Below are 23,004 nucleotides of genomic sequence, written 5' to 3' on the forward strand. Positions count from 1 at the left end.
GGAATTCGCCTTATCGAACCTCTGCGTATCTACTCAACCTAGAAATCGCTTCGCGCCATTCCGGAAACAACTCAATAGCCAGCGCTTGCATGGTTTCCAATGCTGAGGACGAGCGTCGTTCACGTGACTGGCGAGTCTCGATACGGTGGGCTGGTAGACCAAGGGAGGCGGCATTGAGATAAGCCACTCGGTCTGGAACTACGGTGTCTAGAACTGAGATGTTGGTCACCTTAGCGAAGCTTTCACGCAGGCCATTGATGATCATCCGGCTGTCTACCCGATTGGCGTTCACTTGGTTAAGCAATAGCCGCAAGGGTGGCGGCGAAATGCCCAGGTGACTAAACGGTTCGAGCTCACTGAGCAGCTTCAAGGTACCGCGGCGCAGTTCGCGGGCCGCGAGCATTTCCGGAGTGATAGGGGAAAGGGCGAGATCGGAGGCTAATAGGGCCACCTCCAGCAGGACGCTGCGTGCACCCTGCGTGTCGATCAACAGCAGGTCATAATGGGGGCGCAATATACTTAACAGATTGCGCAGCCGCAGCCGTCCATCCGGGGCGTGTATTAACAGTGAGCCAAGTCGGCCTTGGTCATCGTTGGATAGGATCAGGTCAAGTCCTGTAATCACTGTCTTGGAAATGAACTGCGCAGGGGTTGTTAAGTTGAATGCGATGAACTCGTACGCACCCACATCAGCCTTCTGACTCAAGGCGTAATAGCTGGAGAGGGTGGGTTGGCTATCCAGATCGAGTAGCAGAACACGCAGACCCGCATCTGCCAATAGACCGCCAAGGTTGGCGGCTATTGTGGTTTTGCCTACCCCACCTTTGGTGGAGACCACCGAAATCACACGCATGGCATCAGGCCAGTTTATCTAAGCGTTCAACGACCCACTGCTCAATCTCCAGCGAGTCCCAGCCGACCGCACGCATGCCAATGCGTCTAGCCTGAGGAAATTTACCTTCCTTCATCAAGTTGTAGATGTGGGCACGCTTGAAACCGGTTTTACGCTCTACCTCGTCGCGCCGCATGATATGACGTTCGATTTGTTTTGGCGTCGCAGCAACGGTGGGGGAGGATTGATGGGACATGGTGGTCACTCCTAGAGCCAGATGGCGTTGGGTGGGAAGTGACCTGGATTCAATACCAAAAAACACTGCCGGTCATTGCAATGCAACGTCGGTGATTGCGGTGCAACCCTCATCTTTTGGCTTGGGCGAGACTACGTTTTGCGGCCGCAAATTTCTCATCCAACGATCGCTTGCTCAGCCCTGGTACTCCGTCGTAATACGCGGTTATGGAGTCGACGATGGAAGCCTGGCTATCGAATATAGAGTGCTTTCTTCCTGTTGAGGACGATCCCAGTATGGTATTTACCAGCGCTCCAATTACATTCAGGTAGCTCGCTTTGCTTTGGTTACTGACCTGCTCTTTGTTTTCGGCAAGCACGCGCAGATTCTCGCGCTCCAGCCCAGCTGCTTTGAGCTCATCGATCAGCGTTTGGAGGTGTTTCTCGGTTGCCTTTAACTGCACCTGTAAGGCGTCCCGATCTGCTTGTAATATCAAGTAGGTGCTGTAATGGATCGCAACCTGATCGGCGGCAACTGGGCTGAAAAGGAAGGTGGGGCGCTGATCTGGATGGTAGTGAAACATCCACCGCTTTAAATCCGAATGCCTGACAGTCAGTAATTTAATATCGACGGGAGTACCTGGTGCAACCGTAGTTCCCAGAGCTCCGTAAGGTAGTTCGTGGTTTCGAATGGCATCCAGAATTTTTTCTGTGTTGATGTGCAAGCATGGCCATTGTGGAAAACCGTGGATAATTTGCCCTGGGCTGTCCCATGTTGACTCCAGAATCTGAGCCTCATGAGCAATAAGATCGCACCAGCGTATTGCTGCTTCGATGGGACTATAGAACAGCTTTTCAATCGAGCGGAAGCTATTGAGATCGTACATAGAGGTAGCCCTGTTATCAAAGGGCAGACCCGCTAGGTAACGTCTAAAGATCCAACATTTGATCTAGGCTTCCATGCGGTTGCTGTCCTATATTCCCTGATAAGTCACAATTTCTGTCGTCCTGATGCGTTTTTTCAGGCGGTATGTGAGGGGTGGCTATTCTAAGAATGCCGAGCCGTTCCCCTCACAGGACGGTTAGGACATCGCAAAACAAAACTAAGGATGGACACGATATCGCAACTATTTTTACCTCTCAGCTGTCTCTCCTGCTGGCTGGAGCCCTCATCAACTCCATCCACCGTCATAACTATTTTCGAGGCGCTGATGCAGGTGCCGGCCTTGTTCAACGTCCAATATTTCGGAGACCATCAGACCACACAGGAACCCTCGCATTTGATGATATGTGTTCACCGCTCCCGCATGATTGAGGGCCTTCCAGCGATATGCTTCGACCTGAGGTCGTAAAAGGGGCAGCTCTTCTCTATCGTCCACCAACTGGCACAAGTCATCAAAAAACTGGTTGGCGGCCGCGATGGCGGCGATGACTTGTAGGGACTCATACATAAATCGACCTCCTTCCCGTTGCTACCTGCCTGGAACGGAAAACTGACGATAATGCGGACCTCGCCATCTATGTAGCTTAGAGCGCAGCCGTGATCTGCAGCTGCGTATCACTATCACCACTATGCGTTTCTGACATCGCTTTATCTCCGTGCCCAAGGCCTTTTTTTTGGATGGTAGACGGGTATGCATCGTTAGGTCTCACATTCGTTTTAGAAGATACGCGCTTCCTGCTAACAACTGACTTAAACGAACCCGCTCGCTTGATGTACTGCCTAGCATGGCTAGTGAGTGGCCCGTAGACGGTACTGGCGTTCAATGGGGGTTAGGTGAAGATCCTTCTTCTGATAGGTGCTAGCTAGGTCATGAAATCTACGATCCAGCACTAAAGTTGCCGACAGGGCTTGGCAGCCCAGGCCTAAGGCGACAACTGCAGGAGAAAAACGCCATAGCCCCAAAGGAGAAAATGTCTATGGCGGACGGCCACTTGCCTAATAAATAGGATTACTCCTATTTATTAGGCAAGTGGCCGCTAAAACGGTTTTTTACTACTTGTGCCTCTAGCTTGTCATCTATTTATCAAGATTGTATGAAGAGTCTATCAATTTCTTATCAATGGCCGGATATTCAGAGACTTAGATGATGAGTGGTCGATCAATCTGTAGTGATATTCAAATGCGACCCTTTGGCAGATAAGACTTGGACTACTGATCGCTGGCCGTTATGTCTGCACTTAGTTGCTTGACACGGACTGGGACCTTAAGCATGTACCCCAGTCTCATTAGGCGAAATCTATATTCGAATAGCGTGGAGGCTATCCACAGCTCTCTGAGCCTGAGAGCTGTTGCTCCAGCGCAGCCATTCGCCATGCCGCCGCAACAGTTATTAGTACGGCTGCTTCGGTCTATTTTTGATATATCATTATGAATCAATTGGTTGGAGTGTTTTTTGGCGAGAACAGTATTTTTTTTATAAAAATTGACGTCTTAACGAAAAATTCACAATAACTCGACCGTTTATTAATGGGCTCGGCCTAATTTGAGAGGCCATGATAATAAAAAAGGTGCTGTGATGGCCCAAACGTCCACGTTCGAGCGCTCGCTTATCCTCAGCAAGCTTGAATTGTATGCCGAGCGGCTTGCTGAGCTAGCGTTCAATCTTAAACGCTCAGGCCATCCCCATGATGCCGTGAAGCTTATGGTCGAGGTGGAGCAGTTGATCAACGTAATAGATCGCCTAAAGGCAATAGATATTGATTAATCTGTGATTAGCGCCCGGTTTTGAGCTCATCGTTCTGAGCAAGGTGAACATCCTAGGTCTCGCTGGATAGGCCTTTTTGTCGCAGAGGCCCGCCATCAGGTCGGAGATAGACAAGTCAACGTGCATCGGATCCGAATGCAGCGGGTAATCCACACTCAGTATCTCGACTCCGCGAATTGATCGGCATCGGCCTGATCCAGCCCTGGAGCGATGTGGGGAGTTGTAGGACACACTGTAGCTGTTTAAGCTCTACACTTACTTGGTCAGGCTTCGGGCCTTAGCAGGGCGTACCAGCGTGAGTCACTCTAACCCGCGTTCGCAGGAACTGTGCGCAGAATGCTTTAGCAAGGCACTAAATATACGGCGGCCCTATTATTCAAAGAACACATGCGCTGTTGTTGGTCTTCCGGTTGCGAAGTGGCTGTAGCTGGCGGGTGTAAGGCTTCCTCTGCTTGAAGTCTATTCTGCTGTAGCTGAGTGGCCGCAAGCTTTTGTCTCAGCGGTTGTAGGGCTCTAGGACTGTTAGGCGAAATCTTCTCCAATTCGGCATCAGTTTCCAAAACAGATGGCCGAAAAATCCCCATGGTGACCAATTGCCGATCCTGCTCAAGCGTGCTCATGGGTTTGCGAGCGAGAGTGTCAGAGTTGTTACGGCGCATCCGCCCTAAATGCCCACGGCAGACAAAACCATCACGAATTTTCTTGTGGTGCTCATGTGATTTCTCCCTTCACAGTCTTTGCCCAATGGAACGCAACGCTACGACAGAGGGGAAAGCTCGTCTAGCGCCGCTCATGCAGTTCAATCTGCGCTGAAGTGGCGTGAAGAGCGTCCGATCGGTTGCAATAGCGCCGGCGTTTCGTCGGAGCATTACTTCCAATGGTAATCATCCGTACTCTCGCTCAAGGCTGGGCCCGTCGGCGAGACATCGGTCACATCGAAAAATGGTTGCGACCGACGCCCGGTATCGCCCAGCGCCGGGAAGGCGTCCTCAGTCGGACGCTTCCATGTCTAAACGTGCTGTTCTTTCTCCTTGTTGGTGATCCGCTCCCCGATGGCGCCCGCGAAAAGCAGGTCATACAACACTGGGATCAACCCTAATGTAACTAAGGTGCCGAGTGCCAAACCACCAATTAGCGTGATCGCCATGCCTGTCCACAAAGGGCCGGCAAACATCATCAACGGGATCAGTCCGACAATGCAGGTCAGTTTGGTCATCAAGATAGGCCTTAGCCGTTCTACTGCTGCCGTCAGGACAGCATCGTGACGGGATTGGCCTTCGGCGACACCCACCTCGATTCGCTCAAGCAGCAGCACCGCGTTATTCACAATGATCCCTGCCAAGGACAGCAATCCAAATGTGGCCATAAATCCAAACGGATAGCCGGTCACCACCAATGCCAGCGCGGCGCCAATCAGTACAAATGGGATACTGGCAACGATGATCAGCAGTTTTCGGAACGAGTTGAATTGCCAGACGAACAGTAACAACATCGACAATACGGCAACTGGCATATATTGCACTAACGACTCATTGGCCTCAGCGGACTCCTCCATCTCCCCGCCGATTTCCATATGATACCCAGGTGGAAGTTTAAACTCTGCCACCTTAGGTGCAATCTGCGCGACTAGGGTCGCCGCCGTCAGTTCGGGATTACGGCCTGAGATGGTAATGGTCCGGTTTAAGTTCCGACGCTGAATCGCAGAGGGCTCCGAACTGAGTGTCACCTGCGCTACAGCCGCCAGCGGAACCGGCGAGCCGTTCGCTTGCGGGTAGATCAATGTGCTACCCACGTCTTCAGCTTGGTCACGCTCAGTCATCGACCCACGCAGCATGATAGGCACTGTCGTGTCATCGTCATGGATCTGAGACACCTGTGCGCCTGAGTATCGAGTCTGTAACGCTTGAGCGACATCGGCGCTAGTCACGCCAGCGCGTCGGGCGCGCACCTGGTCAACCACCACTTCGTAACGTGAGATTCGAGCATCCCAATCGTCCTGCACGTTGACCGTGCCTGGCAGACCATGCAAAGCCTTAGCTATATGGTCGGCCGCTGCACGTAATACGGTCTCGTCCGGTCCGCTGATACGATAGACCGCTTTTCCAGACTCGGTGGTGCCCAGCGAAAATCGTTTTGGCTCAGCACGCACTTGCGGGTACGCCTCAAGCATATGGTTGCGCACACGAGCGATCACCGCATCCATGTCGCTGCCTTGGCGCACACTGATGGTGAAGTAGCCGGCGTTCGTCGCAGGCAGCGGTGGATTTAATCCCAGTACGATGCGTGGGCCACCGTCTGAGACGTAGCCGATGCTGTCGACAATTTCTGGATTTTCCTGGTCATTCGCTAGCCAGTTGCTGATGTCCTTGACGGTCTGCAGTGTCTGACGAGAATCGGTACCCGGTTCTAGCGTCAATGGCATCTGAAATTGCAGCCGATCTGATTCAGGCAAAAAACTGTAGGGGAGGGACGCGAGTACCGCAACGGCTCCAGTCAGCATAACCAGCATCACGGCAATGAACATCAGTTTATGGAGCATAAGCGCTTGGATAACGCGTCGATAGCCCCGATACAGTTTTGAATCGTAGGCTGCCTGATTATTGTCTGCTGGGGCGTGAGCTTTGGCAAAGTAAAGGCATAACAAGGGTGTCACCGTCAGGCTCAATACCCACGACCCCAGCAGCGTTACAGCGAGCACTATCGGAAGTGATCTCAAGTACTCATTTGTGCTGGTCTGCCCTAGGAAAAAAGGTGAAAACGCCAACACAATAACCAAAGATGAAGTCAATAGGGGAATCGCTAGCGTACGCCCTGCCTCTATGCAAGCAGAGCGACGTTCCTCTCCGGCCTGAAGACGTCGTTCGATGTCTTCGGCAATCACAATGCCATTATCCACCAGAAGTCCCAGGGCGATGATGATCGCTGCGATGGACACCGTTTGCAGTTCGACCTTCAGCGCGCTCATGACAATTAATGACCCGAGAATGGTTAGCGGCACGATTGCCCCCACCACAAGCCCGGTGCGCCAGCCCAGAAACAACATCACCACAGCCATCACGATAATGACCGTCTCGGCCATCACGCTATTCATCTTGCCCATTTCACGCTGAACCACGTCGGCCTGGAAGGTCACGACGTGTTGGGAAAAACCGGCCGGTAGTTGTTTGGCGATTTCGTTCAATCGTTGGCGTAATTGGAGGCCGAAAGCTGCGATGTTCTGGCCGGATGCCATCGAAACGGCAAGTACGACGGCCGGTTGCCCCTCATAAATTGCCGCCGTTTCCGGCGGATCGGCTGGCATCAAACGAACGTCTGCCAATTCACCCAACGCCACAACTGTTGTGTCATTGCCCCTCGGTGCGGAGATCAGAAAGCGACGCAGGTCGTCCTGAGTTCGCATCTCACCGGTAGTCATCACGGTGAAAGCTGATCCGGAAACAGAGGGCAGTCCTCCAGGCGTCACAACGTTTTGAGTACGCAGTTGCTCCAGTACAGCATTGGGACTCAGCCCGAGGCCAGCCAGGCGCTGGCGGTCAAATTCCAGGTAGATGCGTTCTTCTTGCAAGCCGTATATAGAGACACGTTCAACGCCTGGCAATGCGTAGAGCTGCTCACGAGTATTTTTAAGTTGCTCGCGTATTTCGCTCATGCTGAAGCCGGGCGCGGTAACTGCGACGGACGCCACGGCCACGCGGCCGAAATCATCATCAACAAACGGCCCCAGGCTGCCCTGCGGGTACCCTGCAGCTGCCTCGTTCGCCTTAGCGCGTACACGCTGCCATAGCGCACTAAGGTCTTTGACCTGGTCGTAGGCAGTGATCTGAATCATCGCGCTTCCGGGGCGCACGGTTGTGATGATCTTTTTGATGCCCGCCAGTTCACGTAACTTTTCTTCGGTCGGTCTGGCGAGCAAATTTTCTATGCGCTCTGCCGGCATACCCGGAAAATAAATTGCAACGAGCGCGTCACGAATGGTGATCGTTGGCTCTTCTTGGGAGGGAAACCGCAGAAACGTCAATACCCCGCCTATCAAAATTAGCAGTGCGGTAAATAAGGTCAGCCGGCTCGCGCCGAGTGCGCTTCGAGTCAGGTTCATAAGGCTTTGTCTCGGCCAATGTGTGTGGCGGGTTGATACAGACGTACCGCCTGACCATCAACCAGGAATGCAGCGCCTGCGACCACGACGGTTTCGCCGACGGCAATGCCGTCATGTACGAGTATTCGACCGTTTTCCACCGTTTCGGGGGTGATCTCGCGACGGCTGACCTTGCCAGTGCCTGCGTCGTACACAAAGACACTTGCTTGTTTGCTATTTGTTTGCGGGATAAGTGCTGTCACCGGCACAGAAGGCGCACGCGCTTGCGTTATTGGCAACGTAATTAGCACCGTCTCGCCGCTGCGCAGTTCGCTGCTTGGTTCGACTGGACGGAATATGGCTTGAACCAGCGCGCCATTCTCCAGGCGGCTGGACAGGCTTTCCAATCGGATGGAGATGGCGTGCGCAGGGTTTGCGTTTGTATAGGCCGATGCGACATCTCCTGGCTTGAGTGTAGTGACCAACGCCGCAGGAAGCATGCCGACGACTTCAGCCTTCTCGGCGCCCTCAATCTGAAGCACGCTTTGTCCTGCTGTCACATCTACGAAAGGTTGAACTGAACGAGCGACGATGCGTCCATTAAATGGCGACACAATGGCGCTGGTGCGCACGGCTCGACTGGCCAGCGCTTCTGTAGCCTTTGCGCTGTCCAACTGCTCTTTGGCACTCAGGTAGGCTGCGCGAGCAGCGGCGAGGGTCGCGGGTGAGATCACCCGATCATCAAACAATGCTTGTTGCTGGCGGAAATTCAGCTCTCGTTCGGCTTTTTGCGCGTTGGCGGCGCTCACGTCCGCACGCGCCTGTTGTAGTTTGAGTTGTGCAGGCTCTGGATCAAGCCGTGCAAGTGTTTGTCCGCGCCGAACCGTATCGCCGACATCCACGGCAATGGAGGCTATACGGCCTGAACCTTCAAAGCTCAGATCAGCGCGTTGTTCAATCCGAATCCTGCCCGTGATAGGAAGGCGATTGCCCTGGCTATCACGTACGGTTTCAACCTTCACCGAACGGGGTGGGGTTTGTGGGGGCGGCGTTGAACTGCCGCATCCCGCAATTAGACTTAACATCATTAGTAACGGTACAAAAGGCGCGCGAGGGGCATGGATCACGACATGTATTCCCGATGTTTGATAGTTAAGCGACCGCCGTCTAGCGGGGTCAGAACGTATAACTGATGGAGGTAACGGCGCTCAGTGCGCCTTTGCGTTCGATCAGAGGGCTGTCCTCAACTTTTCCGCCCAATTCCGATGCGGTTACCAGCACATACGTTGACCAGTTTTCGTCAAATTTATGAGTCCAGTTCGCGTTCAGAGAGTACTGATTCAGGCCGCCTCCAGGGGTAAATGAGGTAAACCTCGATTGCTGAGATTGCTGACCAGTTACGCCGAAGTAGGCCTGGTTGTAGCGATGATCAGCAGCTCGGACGTCAAGCCCAAGCACAATGATGTCTCTTGACTGGTTCAATACCGTCGCTTCGAGCCCGGCGCGATAGCGTGTGCCCCTTTCTCCGCCATCCAGCGCAAATTCAGCTTCGCCATTGACCGAGAGCCACGGCGTCAATTGCTGACTTAGATACAGAATACTGGTGGCTGTGCTGTCGACCTCGCCCATGCCTGAGAGTCGGTTAGCCCCAGGTCTGAAGTCGCTATTGCGATCATCCCTGCCAGCGTCGTAGAAAAATGACTGACTGATGTAGAAGCCGGAAGGCGACTGCCATTGCAAGCCTAGCCCTCGATAGGTATCAACAAAAAAAATGCCACGGCTTAGCGAGAGAACCGGAACCGGTACACTCCGGTAATCCTTTGAGCCCATGTAGCGGGGCCCACCAGCAACACCGACACCGACGCTGGCTTGAGTTTCGCCCCCAAAGATGCTGTCGGTGATTGCAGCTGTTTCAGCCTGCGCCTGAAGAGCCAGCGGCAAGGACATCACCGAACCGTAGAACACTTGGGCAACAGAGCGTCGTAATGCGTATGCAGAAAGTTTTTTCATGATTTTTTTCCTAACGTTGCTGGAGCGTTCATGCTTACGCCATAGAAGGCGTGGAAAAGGGCGATACGATTGAGGGCTAAGTCCCGTTGCGCGAAAATACCGTCGATGCGGGTTCGGTGGAGCCGCAGGCGTGCCGACAACAGCCGCGGTTGGTCCTCCCATCCTGCGTCGAAGCGCGCAGTCGCTCGCCGAACACGTTCATCCTCTATGATCCCCAGTCCACGCTCGCTGCGCACTCGTTCAATCAGCGCGTTGCGGGCTGTGAGCACATCGGATACTTCTCGGAACGCTGATTGCACGGTTCTTTCGTAGTCGGCCACAGCCGCCTGTTTACGTAGCTGTGCCAGATCGAGATTGGCGCTGTTACGGCCATGATTGAAAATGGGCAGCGTGATTTGAGGAATGAAGGTCCAAACGCGGCCACCTGCATCGAATAGGTTTCCCAGACCATCGCTGGCAGTACCCAATGAGGTACTCAACGTAACTGATGGAAAGAACGCGGCTCTGGCTGCGCCGATGTCAGCATTGGAGGCCCGTAGCTGCTCCTCTGCCTGAAGGATGTCGGGACGTTCAAGCAGTACCTCAGAGGGCAAAGAATTCAACCAGTCGAGCGACTCATTCGGGTTGGCCAATTCTTCGACCTTGCCCGCAGGGGACGCGCCGGCGTAGCCAGTCAGCAACTGCAGCGCATTTCGTGCGGCAGCCGCGTCGGTTTGAGCCTGCTGCATGGTTGTGTGTGAGTGTTCGGTGTCGCTGCGTTGCAGGTTCACTTCATCTTCAGATAATGTCCCAACGTCTTGTTGGCGTTTGGCCAGATTGAGCAGGGTCAGCGTATCGAGATATGCGTTTTGCAGTTGTTGCGCTTGAGCCGCTGCTGCGCGGTCAATGACATAGGCACGTAGAACTTCTGAAATCAGAGCACCGCGAAACGCGCGTTGTCCTTGAGCACTGGCCAGATACCGATGCCTGGATGCGTCGGAAAGACTGCGAACCCTGCCAAAGAAATCCAGCTCGAAATCCGATGTACCAATGGTCGCAGCACTCAATTTCTGTCCGTAGCGAGCGTCGAGGCTGGGATCATTGAATTTCTGCCGGAAGCGTTGGACTGAGGCGTTCACGCTGGGTAACTGCTGTGCACGATCAATTCGATTTAGCGCGCGTGCTTGTTCGACCTGGAGCGTTGCGACTTTAAAGTCACGATTGTTAGCCAAAGCACGTTCGACGAGCGGGACAAGATCATCGCTTGTCGAAAACGCCGTAAGAAAAAGGTGTTCCTGGGGAGAGAGCGGCTCCGATCGTCCTTCCGGAACCTTCGAAGTGGGAACAGTCGAGCTGTCAAATCGTGCTGGAATCGGTGCTTCAGGTCGCTGGTACGTTGGTGCCAGTGAACAAGCAGATAGACTGATGACTACAGGGAGCAGCACCCCGAATACCAGTATCACACTGCGTCGGAAGAAACCGGTCTGATTCTCTGTTGGTAAGAAAGTAGCCATCAACTCAACCATTCGCTGTTATCTTGGAGTGAGATGGTGGCAGCAGACTTTCAAGAATCGTTGCGGAAATTATCAAGGTTTTATTAAGAGGCTCGTATGGTAGGTAAAAGAATACTGGTGGTTGAGGATGACGCCTTGAGTGCAAGTACGCTTGAGGCCTACCTTCGCCGAGACGGTTTTGAAGTGGCTATTGCTGAGGACGGTCTTCGGGGTGTTGAAATGCACTCACGCTGGAAACCGGATCTGGTGTTGCTGGATGTCATGCTGCCCAAGTTGAGCGGCACGGAAGTTCTTTCCGCTATTCGCCGTTTGGGTGACACGCCGGTCATTATGGTGACCGCAATCGGTGATGAGCCTGATAAGTTAGGTGCACTTCGCTATGGGGCGGATGACTACATAGTCAAGCCTTACAACCCGAAAGAAGTTGTCGCCAGAGTGGTCGCTGTGCTGCGCCGAACAGACTCCAGTCGTCTTATATCAAAAGATCAACTACGCGATGGTGCGCTGTTGGTGGATCTTCAAACATTTACCGCGCATGTTGAAGGTCCGGAGCAGGGCAGTGTTGTGTTGGACCTTACGCCTACGGAATTTAATATATTGGCGACGTTGCTGAGAGCTCCCTTCAAAGCATTTACCCGTGGTGAACTGTTGGAGGCGTGCTTACCAGAGAGCGGAGCTTTAGATCGAGTCATCGACGCGCATATCCATAATCTTCGTCGCAAGCTGGAGACCAATGGTGTCGCCAATGTTTTGGTTACCGTGCGGGCCGTCGGCTACCGGTTCCGGGGGGCGCAGTGAAATTACCGTTTTCGCGTAAACATCGCTCGACACTCTGGTACTGGGTCTGCTTGCGGATGAGTGCGCTCGCACTAGGTGTCATCTTCAGTATCGCCTTTGGAATGTGGCTACGATTTGCAATTTGGGATTACAGCACGACCCAGCAGATCCCCGCGACGATACGACCCGAACTCGAGGAGCTTCGCGCAGATCCGCATCACAATGAGGCTCGCTTATGGGAGCTATTCCAACGTTATTACGATGTACGTGACTTTCTCCCCGGTATCGCGAGCCGTGATTGGCTGTGGCTTGCCTCATTCATCATGATCTCAATTCCCGTGGTTATTTTAGGCGGGTTATTAGTCTCTCGCCCTCTGTCTCGGCAGTTTTCAGATGTGGCCCGTGCCGCTCGAAGGGTAGCGCAGGGCGATTTTTCGGTACGTGCGCCGAGCGTCCCAGGTGCCCCTGCCGAGATTATAAAACTGGCGAAAGACTTCAATAGAATGACTGCCAAGCTCGAGCAATACGAGCGTGAGATCCGGGTATCCAGTGCCGTACTTGCCCACGAGTTAAGGACACCTCTTAATGCAGCGGCAGGGCGTGTGCAAGGCATGCTGGATGAGGTCTTTCCCAGTGATCCGCAACAGTTGATGCTTGTCAAGGGCCAACTTGATCAGTTGAATCGGCTGGTGGGTGACCTGCATCTATTGTCTCTAGCCCGCGCGGGTCAGCTAGCGATGGAGAAAAGTCTATTTTCGGTGAGTTCGCTGGTGTCGGAGCGACTTGAGTGGGCATCACCTCAACTTGCTGTGGCTAATGTCATCACCCAGGTCGATGTTGGGCCTGAGTTAATGTTGCTGGCTGACAGAGATCGGCTTGGCCAAGTCCTTTCCATTTTGATCGATAATTTGATCCGCTACGCCGCACAGGGTCAGTGCTTAGAAATAAAGGTCAGTCAATGTGAAAGTGCGCTTCACCTGATTGTTGCCGATCGGGGACCTGGGGTGGAGGATGACCAGTTGACGCGTATATTCGACCGTTTCTGGCGAGCGGAAAGTTCTCGCGCCCGTCCTTTGGGAGGGACTGGGTTGGGCTTGTCAATTGCTTCCGCTATTTGTGACGCTCACGGCGGTTCTATCAGCGCATACAACCGTGAAGGGGGTGGGCTAGCCATTCGCATGTCAATTCCCTATGGCTGATTCAGGAGGAAGAGCATGTCGCTTGCTCACTGCTTGGATCAGCGATTAATCAAGCAACAGCAATGTGCCAATAGCATGCTTGAGATTGCCTAACCTTCCTGCTCGGTGAATTATTGAGGCTGTGACGAGTATAAGCGCGGCTCTCGAGTGCGTCCTGACAGCGCTGAAGGTGGGTAGCAGGATTCTCGGTCCTTGGCCGGCAAAGCGTACTCGAAGCGACGAAATCAGGATCCGATTAACGTCCGAATAGCATCTTGATCAAATCTTGATATTTTCCAAATCGTTTATTGAAAAACAGCGTGTAGCCTTGTTCCGAATGCTTAATGGTGTGCCGGCGTGGTTTATGTTGGTGTGCACTTTTTATTCAAGTCAGTGAGCATGTCTAAGTCCGCTTTCTGCGCTTGCGTATTAATCGAACTGACTGCCGGAACAACGTTTAGGAACACTCTTATGCATCAGTGTGATGACTGGATTATCTGTGAGCACTGCGATTCAGTCTTCGAATCCTTGCCGCTGAAGCCAGGTCAGACATCCATTTGCACGCGTTGCGATGGTGTGCTCCAGCAAGGTTCAGCGCTGACGATTGAGCAGTTGTTTGCAATCTCGATAGCCAGCGCGCTTTTGTTCGTATTTGCTAATGTTTTTCCCGTAATCGATATAAGTTTTCAGGGTGCGGGTAATCAAGCAACATTGTGGTCATCCGTATGGGCGCTTGCACGAGGAGATATTACGCCAATTGCCTTCGTAGCAGGTGTATGCATCATACTAGCCCCAGGGCTGCAAATTGGTCTCTTGTGCTGGTTACTTGGATTTGCCTACCAGGGTAGGCGTGCACCGGGGTTTAAGGGGTGTATGCGGCTTTTAGTGAAGTTGAAGCCCTGGAGCATGCTGGAAGTATGTCTGCTCGGTATTTTGGTCGCCATCATTAAACTAAGCGGGCTGTTAGATGTGCGCCCAGGTATGGGTCTGGTTGCATTAGTATTACTCTGTATTGTGAGCATCATTGTCACCAGCAAAAGTATGCAACGGCTATGGGATGAGGCAAAGGACGTATGACGATTCAACGTCCGCCAATTGCTTCAGAGTTGCAACTGGTTCTCTGTCACACCTGTAAGAAGGCAAGTTCCAGTGATGCATTAATTTGTTCGCGCTGTGGCGCGACATTGCATAGACGCAAACCCAATAGCCTTGTTAGAACCTGGTCACTTCTTATAACGGGCTTGCTATGTTATGTGCCCGCCAATTTGTTGCCGGTGATGCGCACCGATATTGTCGGTAATGGCCGCGAGAGTACGATCATGAGTGGTGTGCTCGAACTTTGGAAGGGCGGGGCATGGGACATCGCGGCGCTCATTTTTATAGCCAGCGTTGTAGTGCCCTGTATGAAGTTTCTGATTATGTTCGTGTTACTCATGAGCACCCAACGACGTAGCCGATGGCGCACCTTGGAGCGCGCTCGTCTCTATCGCGTCGTAGAGCGCATTGGCTACTGGTCGATGCTTGACGTGCTGGTCGTCGCTTTGCTTGCCGCACTGGTGCAGTTTCAAATGCTGAGCAATATCGAGCCACGAATTGGGATTGTTTTTTTCGGCCTTGTCGTGGTCTTCACCATGATGGCCTCTATGAGTTTCGATCCCCGTCTTATCTGGGATGCTGAGGTTGAAGATGTCTGATCAATTTAATGTCAAAACTCAACGAAAGCCTGAAGCGCCGGGTGTAAAGGATCGAAGTAAGGGGGTCTCGTTGGTTTGGTTACTACCCATAGTGGCGGCATTAATTGGCTTATCGATGGCGGCGCACAGCATCCTGTCAAAGGGGCCTGAAATAAAAGTGACCTTTCTCAGTGCTGAAGGCTTGGTTGCTGGAAAAACACAGGTCAAATACAAAAATGTTGTAATTGGGCAAGTCTCCGACATTACCTTGAGCGACGATCGTGACCACGCGGTGGCAACTATTCAGTTAGACCAAGCCGCCAAGGCGTTTACGGCTCAGGATTCACGTTTTTGGGTGGTTCGCCCTCGAATCGGCGCGCAAGGTATTTCAGGCGTGGATACGCTTTTGTCTGGCGCCTTCATCGGAGCTGACCCTGGCGAGTCCCATGACACTAGAATCGTTTTTAAGGGTTTGGAAAGTCCACCGCCAATTACCTATGGACAGAAAGGCAAGCGCTATACATTGAGTGCAGATGACCTTGGCTCATTGGATGTTGGTTCGCCTGTCTATTACCGTCGCATCGAAGTTGGACAGGTCGTTTCATATCAGTTATCCGCCGACGGTAAGGGCGTAGAAATCGAAATTTTCGTGACTGCTCCGAATGATGCCTTTATCACCACAGGCACTCGTTTCTGGAACGCCAGCGGTGTGGACGTCAGCTTTGGAGCGGATGGGCTGAAGGTTAATACTCAGTCAGTCGCCTCGATCGTGTCGGGCGGCATTGCGTTTATGGAGCCGCCCTATGGGAATGATGCGAAGGCAGCAGACGAGCGCGGCGCGTTTCCACTCTTTAAAGATCAGGCGACAGCTTTGGCACCGCCTGATGGTGAACCGTTTTTCATTCGTATGCATTTTGATCAGTCAATGCGCGGCTTGGCGATCAATGCCCCGGTGGAGTTTCTAGGGGTAAATATCGGCAAGGTGGTGTCAACCGATTTGGACTTCAACCGTTCGACTAATAACTTTGCAGTCGTGGTCGGTGCGGTCATTTATCCCCAGCGCTTGGGCCAGGCCTATGAACAAATACTGACAGCCTATGATGCTGGTCATGATGAAGATGGTAAAAAATCAGCCCAGCTGATATCGATCTTTGTCAAAGAGGGGCTGCGCGCTCAGGTCAAAACGGCAAACTTGCTGACGGGGCAGCTTTATGTCTCTTTTGATTTCGTCCCTCATGCCCAACCTGTACCTTTTAACCTTGCGGCCAGACCTATGGAAATGCCTACGATCCCCGGGAGTTTAGACAAGTTGCAGGATCAGGTGCAGCGGATTGTGGAAAAATTGAGCAAAATTCCGGTCGAACGTATTGCGGATAACCTCAATGCCAACTTGGTCGAAATGCGTAAGACGTTGCAGCAAGTTAACGGGCAAGTCCTTCCGCAAATGCGGGATGCTTTGGGGCAGACTCAAAAGACACTGTCGGTAGTCAATGAAAGTTTTGCTGAAGACTCACCACAGCGCCAGCAATTTGGCCAAGTCATGGATGAAGTCCAGCGTTCCGCTCGATCAGTGCGCGTACTCAGTGATCTTTTGAGCCGACACCCCGAAGCGCTGATTCGCGGCAGAGTAAAGGAAGGCGAACCCGATAGCTTTCGTTCGAGTACGTCTGCCTCATCAGCTCAACCGGCGGAGTCTTCCAAGTGAACATACGTTTCTGTTGGTTCGCGGCGTTTCTGGTATTGGCCGCTTGCAGTTCTGCGCCCACTCGCTATTACACCTTGCTTCCTGCTACAGATTCCGCCAACGCCAACGCCGCCGTGCCATTTCAATATTCACTTACGACGGTCAATGTACCCGTTCAGGTTGATCAGCCTCAGATCGTTGTTCGTCAAGGTGAGAGCAGTATGCGGATACTTGAAACGGAGCACTGGGCCGCGCCCTTGGCAGATGAGGTGAGAGTGGCGTTAAGTCATGAGTTAAGGCTGCAAATGGGCCGCGTCGACGGGGCAGGGCTTGCGCGCGAGCCTGGCTTGCCCCATGTTTCTCTCCAGGTTGACGTACGCCGTTTTGAGTCGGTCCCGGGTCGTTACTCATTGGTTGAGGCCGCCTGGAGCCTAAGACGCACTGGCATTGATGGTGCTCATCGAAGCCTGACCTGCGGCTCGGTGATTCGTCGGGGCGCCGGTACTGGAATAGAGGCCTTAGTGCTGGCTCACCAACGAATAGTTAAAGAACTCGGCAGTCGTATCGTGGGTACGGCGACGCATTGGATGGCGGACTCGAATGCTGGTTGTCAAATCAATGCCTCTCTAGCAGCTCTGGCTGGGGCAGACTAATACTTAGGCACTTAAGAGGAAACCTAATGAAAAAGTGGATTTGGCTTTTCGCAGCCATAGGGCTCGAAGTCGTGGCGACGCTCTCACTTCGAGCCGCTATGGATAACCCTCAATGGTTCGTTGTCGTCGTCTGCGGGTACGTGGGCGCCTTCGTATCGCTATCGATGGTTCTACGTAAGGGCATGGCTATTGGAGTGGCCTACGGCATTTGGGCGGCTTGTGGCGTTGCGCTTACAGCGGTAATGGCACACGTTATTTTCGATGATTCCCTGAGTTGGATCATGGGCCTGGGGATCGCTTGCATCATTGCGGGCGTATGGTTGGTCGAAATAGGCGCAGGTGCGGCGCATGGGAAAATGGAGCAGACACGATGAGTTGGGTCTATTTGATCGGCGCGATTTTGTTTGAAGTCTGCGGAACACTGTCCATGCGTGCTTCGGATGGTTTTCGCCGCAAAATCTGGATTTTGCCCGTCGCGGCATCCTATCTGATTGCCTTTTCGTTGCTGAGCTTAACCCTCGCTGAGGGGGTGAGTATTGGGGTGGCCTACGGAGTCTGGTCTGCAAGCGGCGTGGCGCTGACGGCAATTGTTGCAAAGCTACTTTTCAAGGATCCACTGACGAAGCTAATGGGGTTAGGGATTATCTTCATCGTCGGCGGAGTGTTGTTAATCGAACTCGGAGCGCAGCACGCCAGCTGATTGATCTGCAAAAGCTGTTAGTTCATCTCGTGGGGAGTGTCATGGAGCGGGATTGCTCCCCTAAGGCCGCTTGTTAGAGTCATTCCTATTTTCTAACAGTTGGGCCTTTCGCAACGCTCACTCATAATGTTGATTACGAGCAGGTATTTATATGAAAAAAATCATCTTGGGTGCTCTTGCACTCTTACCCTTATCTTTTGGCGCTCAAGCGATTGAGTTTTCTTCTGCCATTGGATCGACCAGTCAGGGTGGCCTAACCGCTCGAGCAGGCGTGGGGATGGCTTGGGATAAGTCGTGGTTCCAAAGCTCGACGGGTAAGCTGACGGGGTATTGGGACTACGGGTATACCTATTGGGAGTCTGGCAAAAAAGCCGGCGCGCGACATTCGCTCTCTTTTGCTCCCGTTTTTGTCTACGAGTTTGGCGCTTCATATGTTAAGCCCTTCATAGAGTTGGGCGTGGGAGTTGCGGTTTTTTCCGGCGGCAGTGCCGGTGACAGAGAGCTTGGATCCGCTTTCAATTTCGAGGACCGGTTAGGCGCAGGATTGAAGATAGGGGACACACAGCGAGTGGGTGCCCGGGTTATTCATTACTCAAACGCAGGTATCAAAGAGCCGAATGACGGAATTGAATCATTTTCACTTTTTTATAGTCACGCTTTTTAGCGATAGGCATCGGCGGCAATCATTTTTGAGTTTTCTTTTTGATATTGGAAAGTAAGGGCGTAATTTGATCTGATGTTCTTCCGCGTCATCGTCCACTTGATTTAACTATTCTTGTCGGATGACTCTTCTATGTTCAACTGCTCAGAAAATTTCTGAGTTTAATATAGTTGACTTCATCATGAAAGGCCGTCACTGACGTTATTGACTAATCAAAGTTAGCCCTAGCATGGGCACTCCCATGCGTGCAAAAGGAAGCGAAGATTATGCTGGTGTCTGGAATGAAGTTTTTTAATAGGACAATTTTTGTGCCGCCAAGCCGCCCTTCGATGGCAGCCTGTCAGTTGCGGTTTAGTGTTGTGTTAGCGGTCGTCATTGGCAGCATAAGTGGGTGTGCATCGCATACCCCAGTTAGGTCTGATCAGGCGCAGTCCTATCAGGGGTTGGTGTCAAGCGGGGAAAATGTCATGTCGATCCCTCCCCAACCTGGGGACTTTGGCCGATATAGGTTTGCGATAATTGAGCCGGTTCTGATTTCTCCAGCCGTATCAGAAGAAATTTCCCCTGACGTAGGCGCAGAAGTTCTCGGTGTGTTGCAGGACAAGCTCAATAGTGAAATGCAGAAACAGTTCTACCTGTCAGGCGGGGAGGGGGTTACTGAACCTATCCTACATGTCAAAGTACGCATTACGCGTATCACGGAAGCCTCTCCGGTGCTGAACACGCTCACCTCCCTCGCTATTGGTCCATTACTCAACGGCGCTTTAGCTGTTGAGTTGGAAGCAGTGGATGGGGTGACCGGCCAGCAGAAGGCGATGCTGCTGTGGGCAGACTCAGGTGGAATAAAAGAGTTTTTCGGCAATTACAGTCGAAGTTCACACGCGTTGACACTTGCTGCTAGATTTTCCGTAGAAGCAACGCAGTTTTTGTCTCCGTTGGGCAGACCCTTGCAATAAATGCCCGGCCCTCTATCGGAGGTATGAGGTAACGGGCGCGAGAGAGGCTGTATGGTGTGGTATTGATCAGCTGCTTGCGCCGCCTAGTTGGCGTTCGTTGCGCTCCAGTGTGTATATCTGCTTCGATTATAAGCGCTGGCCTTCGTCTTGCGCTCGGGTGTCAAGCCGCCCGATAGAGGATGGGGTGAACAGAAGACTCAAGTGCCATTCTTCGATGTACATGTTCATTCGTTTACCTGCATTACGCAGATGCCGCTCTGCCGGCTCGCCTACCTTCGCTGAGTATCGAGCTTGAATCGCCAAAAAATTGCATGGCGTTCGTTTTGTACGTCCTCGACAAGCTCATGGTAGTTTGTGGCATTGTTGCTTCGTGCCTCGCGTATAAGACGACGGACACTATGATCCAGATACTCATTCAGCGCTTTAAAGTGGGGGGGCGCTGCAAAGATGGCCTGGTGACACGCATAGTCCTACTCGTCGCCCAGGCGATCATTGACAATCGCATATTCCATCCCAATCAGGGCTTGGCGAATCCTTTGAGGTCCTCGACGGTGTGACGTGTTGCCGCTAGACGAGTGGCGGCTACGTCGATGGGTGATCAAAAACTCCAAGATGTGCAGGAGCGAGTTTTCTTCGCCCAACGAGACCTCGCTCAGCCTAAAAGCGTGCCGCTCTCCACGCTTGGCGACAAAGGCACCTTTGCCCCGTTGCATTGTAATCAGGTCTTCAAATTTGAGTTGCGACAGCGCTTCACGCACCACAGCTCGGCAAACGGAGAACTGTTCGAACAATTTCCGCTCGCTCGGCAGTTGATGTTGGCCGTGGTATTTTGATCGATATGGGCAGACTCCGCGTCAAGGAATATGGACCGAGGTGAAATATTCAACCATATTGATCTCATAGCTGCCGCCAAGGCTCAGGGGGTTGAGATCCAGAAGCACGATATTTTTCTTATCCGGACTGGATGGATTGGTAGGTTTTATAAAGTTTCAGCGGAAGAGTTTTATGAAGATTTTTTAGAACCTGGCCTCAGCTTCAGCCCAGAGCTGGTCCATTGGTTTCATGAAATGGAAATTCCTAACCTTGTAACCGATACAATAGCCAGCGAAGTTACTGTCGATCCGGTGAGCGGCGTCCAATTACCTCTGCATAATGCACTTATGCGAAACCTAGGCGTGACATTCAGCGAGATCATCGCGCTGGATGCATTCGCTGGAGATTATGCGCGTGATGTGCAATGGACGTTTTTGTATACAGCAGCACTTTTAAAAGTTGTAGACGGAAGCGGGGCTCCGGTGAACCCTGTCGTGATTAAGTGAGGGGGCGAGGGAGCTCGTAATAAGGGGATTGTATAGATAGTATGGTGCTGGCCTGAACTGGGTCAGCGCCGATTGTAAAAAAATTAGATAACTTTTATGTTCGGTGAGGTGTGCCAGGTAGTTTTTGTACTTTTCTGAAATCCGATCGCGATCATCATAATGGCCAGCTTCCGTCGCCGTGGATTGCACGCCGATGGTAAGCCTAACATACCGCAGTAAATACCGCCTGTCGTCCAACTGCACTCTTGTTTGCTCGTGTAATCAACCGGTCACATAGCCACAGCAATCTCTCAGAGTCCTAATAAGCTTAACGCTTTAGGCTTGATGGTCTTTGTAAATTTTGAAGGTCAATCCTTCAAATTCCCAATATATCTGATCGGGGAATGCAATGAGTTCGTTAACCCAGATTTTTCAGCAGTTTAAAGCAACCGAACCGTTTCCTCCCCCATCAGACTGGCTTCAAGGACGAACGGTTTATGGTGGCTTGTCCGCCGCGCTTTCATTGCACATAGCGATGTTAGAGGCTCCAGCGCAGCTGCCCGCACTGGTATCTGCGCATGTGTCCTTTTTGAGTCCTTGCTCTGCATCTCAGACGTTCAGCGCGAAACACTTGTATGAGGGGAAGTCGCTGATCTCAATGGCGGCAGACACTGTTTCTGAAGATAGACATATTCTACATATGGTCATGCAGTTTGCTCGCCCCCGAGTGAGTAAGATTATCCACGATTTTACGCGAATGCCTGATGTAGGCGGTCCGCATATCTACCCAGTTTTAGTGTTGGACCATAATGCTCCTCCTTGCGCTCACAATTTTGAATTTCGTCCGGCAGGCGGTGCGTTACCGTTTTCAGGTGCAGCGATACCAGAGTTAATTGTCTGGGCTAGACATGTTGACGCCGAAGGCGTCGACGCCACTGTCGCGTTGATTGCACTCGCTGACTGCGTGCCGCCGGGTGTTAGTGCTTGTTTTGATACGCCCGCGTTGTTTAGCACTGTTTCTTGGGCGTTCGATTTACCAAACCCTTCAACTGTAGGTGATTGGTTTTTGATACGTACATTTAGCCTAAAAGCCGGTAACGGTTACTCTTTTCAAAGCTTAGATGTCTGGGATGAGAGTGGAGCGCAGGTATTAACGGGGCGCCAAACAGTAGCTATTTTCATCTAGCCCAATGGATTGGAATAACCTAGTTCGTTACTAATGCTCACACTGCTTGCCAGTAGTAATGCTCGAAATTGCTCTTTAACGTCCTCAGAATCCATCACAGCATCAGGGCCGGAAAGATTGATGGCGGCCACGACGTGTCCGTTATGATCTCTGATCGGCGCGGCAATTGCGGTTGAGTAATCGGATCGGTGCAATACCCAGCCCCTGTCTCGGTCTTCGCTAATCAAATTTTGTAGTTCAAGCAACGTACGCGGTGCGGGTGCTGGATAATCGTCCAGCCGGACAAGCTGGTATAACTGCCCTAGCTCTATTTCACTCAATGAGGTAAGGAGCATGCGGCCCATGGCCGTGCAATGACAGGCGATGCGCGTACCCACTGGGATGTTTACGGAAAGCCTTTGCGCGGCAAACGCCCGATACAGGTACAGGCTATCGGTCTGCTCGCGAATGCTCAGGTGGCAGGACAAAGAGGTGCGATCACGCAGTTCGTTCAGGTGCGGCATCGCTACTTCGACTAGGTCGCGACTGGCCAGATAACTGAAGCCATCGCTTATTACCCGTGCGCCGAGTTCGTACTGGGTGTTCTGCTTGTTCAGGTAACCCATGCTGGTTAACGTGAACAGAATGCGGTAAACCGCCGAGTTACTAACGCCCAGACGCTCGGCGATATCCTGCAGGCTCAGGTTGCGTGTGTGGGCGTTGAACATGCCCAGTACGCTGAGCCCGCGGGCGAGGGCGGGGACGCTGTAGTCGGCTTCCTTGGCGGACACTTCCGCTATGTTCATGGATACTCCTTGATAACGACCTTTCTACTATCTGTGGCTCCATGGTTTGCAGGCGGTCACATCATTGAAATCGCCACTGCCGGCAAACGGAGTTGCTGCAG

General features: G+C 52.4%; 22 protein-coding genes and 1 pseudogene. 13 read left to right on the forward strand and 10 right to left on the reverse strand.

What is annotated here, in order from left to right; translation table 11 throughout:
* Nucleotides 1-10: 10 nt before the first annotated feature.
* From VSQ83_RS25350 to VSQ83_RS25365, 4 genes are all read right to left on the reverse strand, one after another.
* Nucleotides 11-853 (reverse strand): ParA family protein, encoded by an 843-nt coding sequence (locus tag VSQ83_RS25350; protein ID WP_096143079.1) that lies wholly within the window; start codon nucleotides 851-853, stop codon nucleotides 11-13.
* Between the two features lie 4 nt (nucleotides 854-857).
* A complete protein-coding gene (locus tag VSQ83_RS25355) occupies nucleotides 858-1,088 on the reverse strand; it encodes an AlpA family transcriptional regulator (RefSeq protein ID WP_070411909.1) in 231 nt (76 codons plus the stop codon).
* 109 nt (nucleotides 1,089-1,197) lie between these two features.
* Nucleotides 1,198-1,953 (reverse strand): hypothetical protein, encoded by a 756-nt coding sequence (locus tag VSQ83_RS25360; RefSeq protein ID WP_169990187.1) that lies wholly within the window; start codon nucleotides 1,951-1,953, stop codon nucleotides 1,198-1,200.
* A gap of 285 nt (nucleotides 1,954-2,238) precedes the next feature.
* Nucleotides 2,239-2,517, reverse strand: coding sequence for a hypothetical protein (locus tag VSQ83_RS25365; protein ID WP_096143080.1), 279 nt, complete (start codon nucleotides 2,515-2,517; stop codon nucleotides 2,239-2,241).
* A 1,068-nt stretch (nucleotides 2,518-3,585) separates the two neighbouring features.
* Between VSQ83_RS25365 and VSQ83_RS25370 the strand changes: the two genes are divergently transcribed.
* Nucleotides 3,586-3,774 carry a hypothetical protein gene (locus VSQ83_RS25370; RefSeq protein ID WP_096143081.1) on the forward strand — a complete coding sequence of 63 codons (189 nt, stop codon included), beginning with the start codon at nucleotides 3,586-3,588 and terminating at the stop codon, nucleotides 3,772-3,774.
* Nucleotides 3,775-4,783: 1,009 nt separating this feature from the next.
* Here VSQ83_RS25370 and VSQ83_RS25375 read toward each other — a convergent pair.
* The 4 genes from VSQ83_RS25375 to VSQ83_RS25390 are packed head-to-tail and all read right to left on the reverse strand — an operon-like array spanning nucleotide 4,784 to nucleotide 11,364.
* Nucleotides 4,784-7,870, reverse strand: coding sequence for an efflux RND transporter permease subunit (locus VSQ83_RS25375; RefSeq protein ID WP_096143082.1), 3,087 nt, complete (start codon nucleotides 7,868-7,870; stop codon nucleotides 4,784-4,786).
* Nucleotides 7,867-8,976 (reverse strand): efflux RND transporter periplasmic adaptor subunit, encoded by a 1,110-nt coding sequence (locus VSQ83_RS25380; RefSeq protein ID WP_143129371.1) that lies wholly within the window; start codon nucleotides 8,974-8,976, stop codon nucleotides 7,867-7,869. The genes VSQ83_RS25375 and VSQ83_RS25380 overlap by 4 nt, the downstream gene beginning before the upstream one ends.
* A 49-nt stretch (nucleotides 8,977-9,025) precedes the next feature.
* Nucleotides 9,026-9,859, reverse strand: coding sequence for a MipA/OmpV family protein (locus VSQ83_RS25385; RefSeq protein ID WP_096143084.1), 834 nt, complete (start codon nucleotides 9,857-9,859; stop codon nucleotides 9,026-9,028).
* Entirely contained in the window at nucleotides 9,856-11,364 is a 1,509-nt protein-coding gene (locus tag VSQ83_RS25390) for an efflux transporter outer membrane subunit (protein ID WP_200583633.1), read from the reverse strand. The genes VSQ83_RS25385 and VSQ83_RS25390 overlap by 4 nt, the downstream gene beginning before the upstream one ends.
* A gap of 84 nt (nucleotides 11,365-11,448) precedes the next feature.
* Here VSQ83_RS25390 and VSQ83_RS25395 point away from each other — a divergent pair, with 84 nt between their 5' ends.
* The 10 genes from VSQ83_RS25395 to VSQ83_RS25440 all read left to right on the forward strand — a co-directional run bounded on the left by VSQ83_RS25395 (nucleotide 11,449) and on the right by VSQ83_RS25440 (nucleotide 19,634).
* Nucleotides 11,449-12,150, forward strand: a complete 702-nt coding sequence (locus tag VSQ83_RS25395) for a response regulator (RefSeq protein ID WP_096143085.1) — start codon at nucleotides 11,449-11,451, stop codon at nucleotides 12,148-12,150.
* Nucleotides 12,151-12,206: 56 nt separating this feature from the next.
* Complete coding sequence (locus VSQ83_RS25400; protein WP_326427928.1) at nucleotides 12,207-13,328, forward strand: ATP-binding protein; 1,122 nt, start codon at nucleotides 12,207-12,209, stop codon at nucleotides 13,326-13,328.
* A gap of 450 nt (nucleotides 13,329-13,778) precedes the next feature.
* A complete protein-coding gene (locus VSQ83_RS25405) occupies nucleotides 13,779-14,384 on the forward strand; it encodes a paraquat-inducible protein A (protein ID WP_096143087.1) in 606 nt (201 codons plus the stop codon).
* On the forward strand, nucleotides 14,381-15,001 hold the full coding sequence (locus tag VSQ83_RS25410; protein WP_153332630.1) for a paraquat-inducible protein A: 621 nt from the start codon (nucleotides 14,381-14,383) through the stop codon (nucleotides 14,999-15,001). Before VSQ83_RS25405 ends, VSQ83_RS25410 begins: the two co-directional genes overlap by 4 nt.
* Complete coding sequence (locus VSQ83_RS25415) at nucleotides 14,994-16,685, forward strand: PqiB family protein (protein ID WP_096143124.1); 1,692 nt, start codon at nucleotides 14,994-14,996, stop codon at nucleotides 16,683-16,685. The genes VSQ83_RS25410 and VSQ83_RS25415 overlap by 8 nt, the downstream gene beginning before the upstream one ends.
* On the forward strand, nucleotides 16,682-17,317 hold the full coding sequence (locus VSQ83_RS25420; protein ID WP_096143088.1) for a PqiC family protein: 636 nt from the start codon (nucleotides 16,682-16,684) through the stop codon (nucleotides 17,315-17,317). The genes VSQ83_RS25415 and VSQ83_RS25420 overlap by 4 nt, the downstream gene beginning before the upstream one ends.
* A gap of 26 nt (nucleotides 17,318-17,343) precedes the next feature.
* A complete protein-coding gene (locus VSQ83_RS25425; protein ID WP_096143089.1) occupies nucleotides 17,344-17,691 on the forward strand; it encodes a DMT family transporter in 348 nt (115 codons plus the stop codon).
* Nucleotides 17,688-18,017: a DMT family transporter gene (locus tag VSQ83_RS25430; protein WP_096143090.1), complete on the forward strand. Its 330-nt coding sequence runs from the start codon at nucleotides 17,688-17,690 to the stop codon at nucleotides 18,015-18,017. Before VSQ83_RS25425 ends, VSQ83_RS25430 begins: the two co-directional genes overlap by 4 nt.
* Nucleotides 18,018-18,168: 151 nt before the next feature.
* The gene (locus VSQ83_RS25435; RefSeq protein ID WP_096143091.1) at nucleotides 18,169-18,681 is read left to right on the forward strand and encodes an acyloxyacyl hydrolase; all 513 of its coding nucleotides are present in this window, start codon (nucleotides 18,169-18,171) and stop codon (nucleotides 18,679-18,681) included.
* Nucleotides 18,682-19,007: 326 nt separating this feature from the next.
* Nucleotides 19,008-19,634 (forward strand): DUF3313 family protein, encoded by a 627-nt coding sequence (locus VSQ83_RS25440; protein WP_254989601.1) that lies wholly within the window; start codon nucleotides 19,008-19,010, stop codon nucleotides 19,632-19,634.
* 470 nt (nucleotides 19,635-20,104) lie between these two features.
* Here VSQ83_RS25440 and VSQ83_RS26860 read toward each other — a convergent pair whose 3' ends face one another.
* Complete coding sequence (locus tag VSQ83_RS26860; protein ID WP_412034013.1) at nucleotides 20,105-20,395, reverse strand: hypothetical protein; 291 nt, start codon at nucleotides 20,393-20,395, stop codon at nucleotides 20,105-20,107.
* A 53-nt stretch (nucleotides 20,396-20,448) separates the two neighbouring features.
* Between VSQ83_RS26860 and VSQ83_RS25450 the strand changes: the two are divergent.
* Together VSQ83_RS25450 and VSQ83_RS25455 are read left to right on the forward strand one after the other, a co-directional pair.
* Nucleotides 20,449-20,953: pseudogene (locus tag VSQ83_RS25450) on the forward strand (cyclase family protein); the annotation flags it as partial.
* Nucleotides 20,954-21,341: 388 nt separating this feature from the next.
* Nucleotides 21,342-22,118: an acyl-CoA thioesterase gene (locus VSQ83_RS25455; protein ID WP_096143093.1), complete on the forward strand. Its 777-nt coding sequence runs from the start codon at nucleotides 21,342-21,344 to the stop codon at nucleotides 22,116-22,118.
* Here VSQ83_RS25455 and VSQ83_RS25460 read toward each other — a convergent pair.
* Nucleotides 22,115-22,903: an IclR family transcriptional regulator gene (locus tag VSQ83_RS25460; protein ID WP_096143094.1), complete on the reverse strand. Its 789-nt coding sequence runs from the start codon at nucleotides 22,901-22,903 to the stop codon at nucleotides 22,115-22,117. The two genes, VSQ83_RS25455 and VSQ83_RS25460, sit on opposite strands and share 4 nt — an antisense overlap.
* Between the last annotated feature and the right edge of the window lie 101 nt (nucleotides 22,904-23,004).

The organism is Pseudomonas sp. DSV-1 (assembly GCF_035830915.1).
GTDB lineage: Bacteria > Pseudomonadota > Gammaproteobacteria > Pseudomonadales > Pseudomonadaceae > Aquipseudomonas.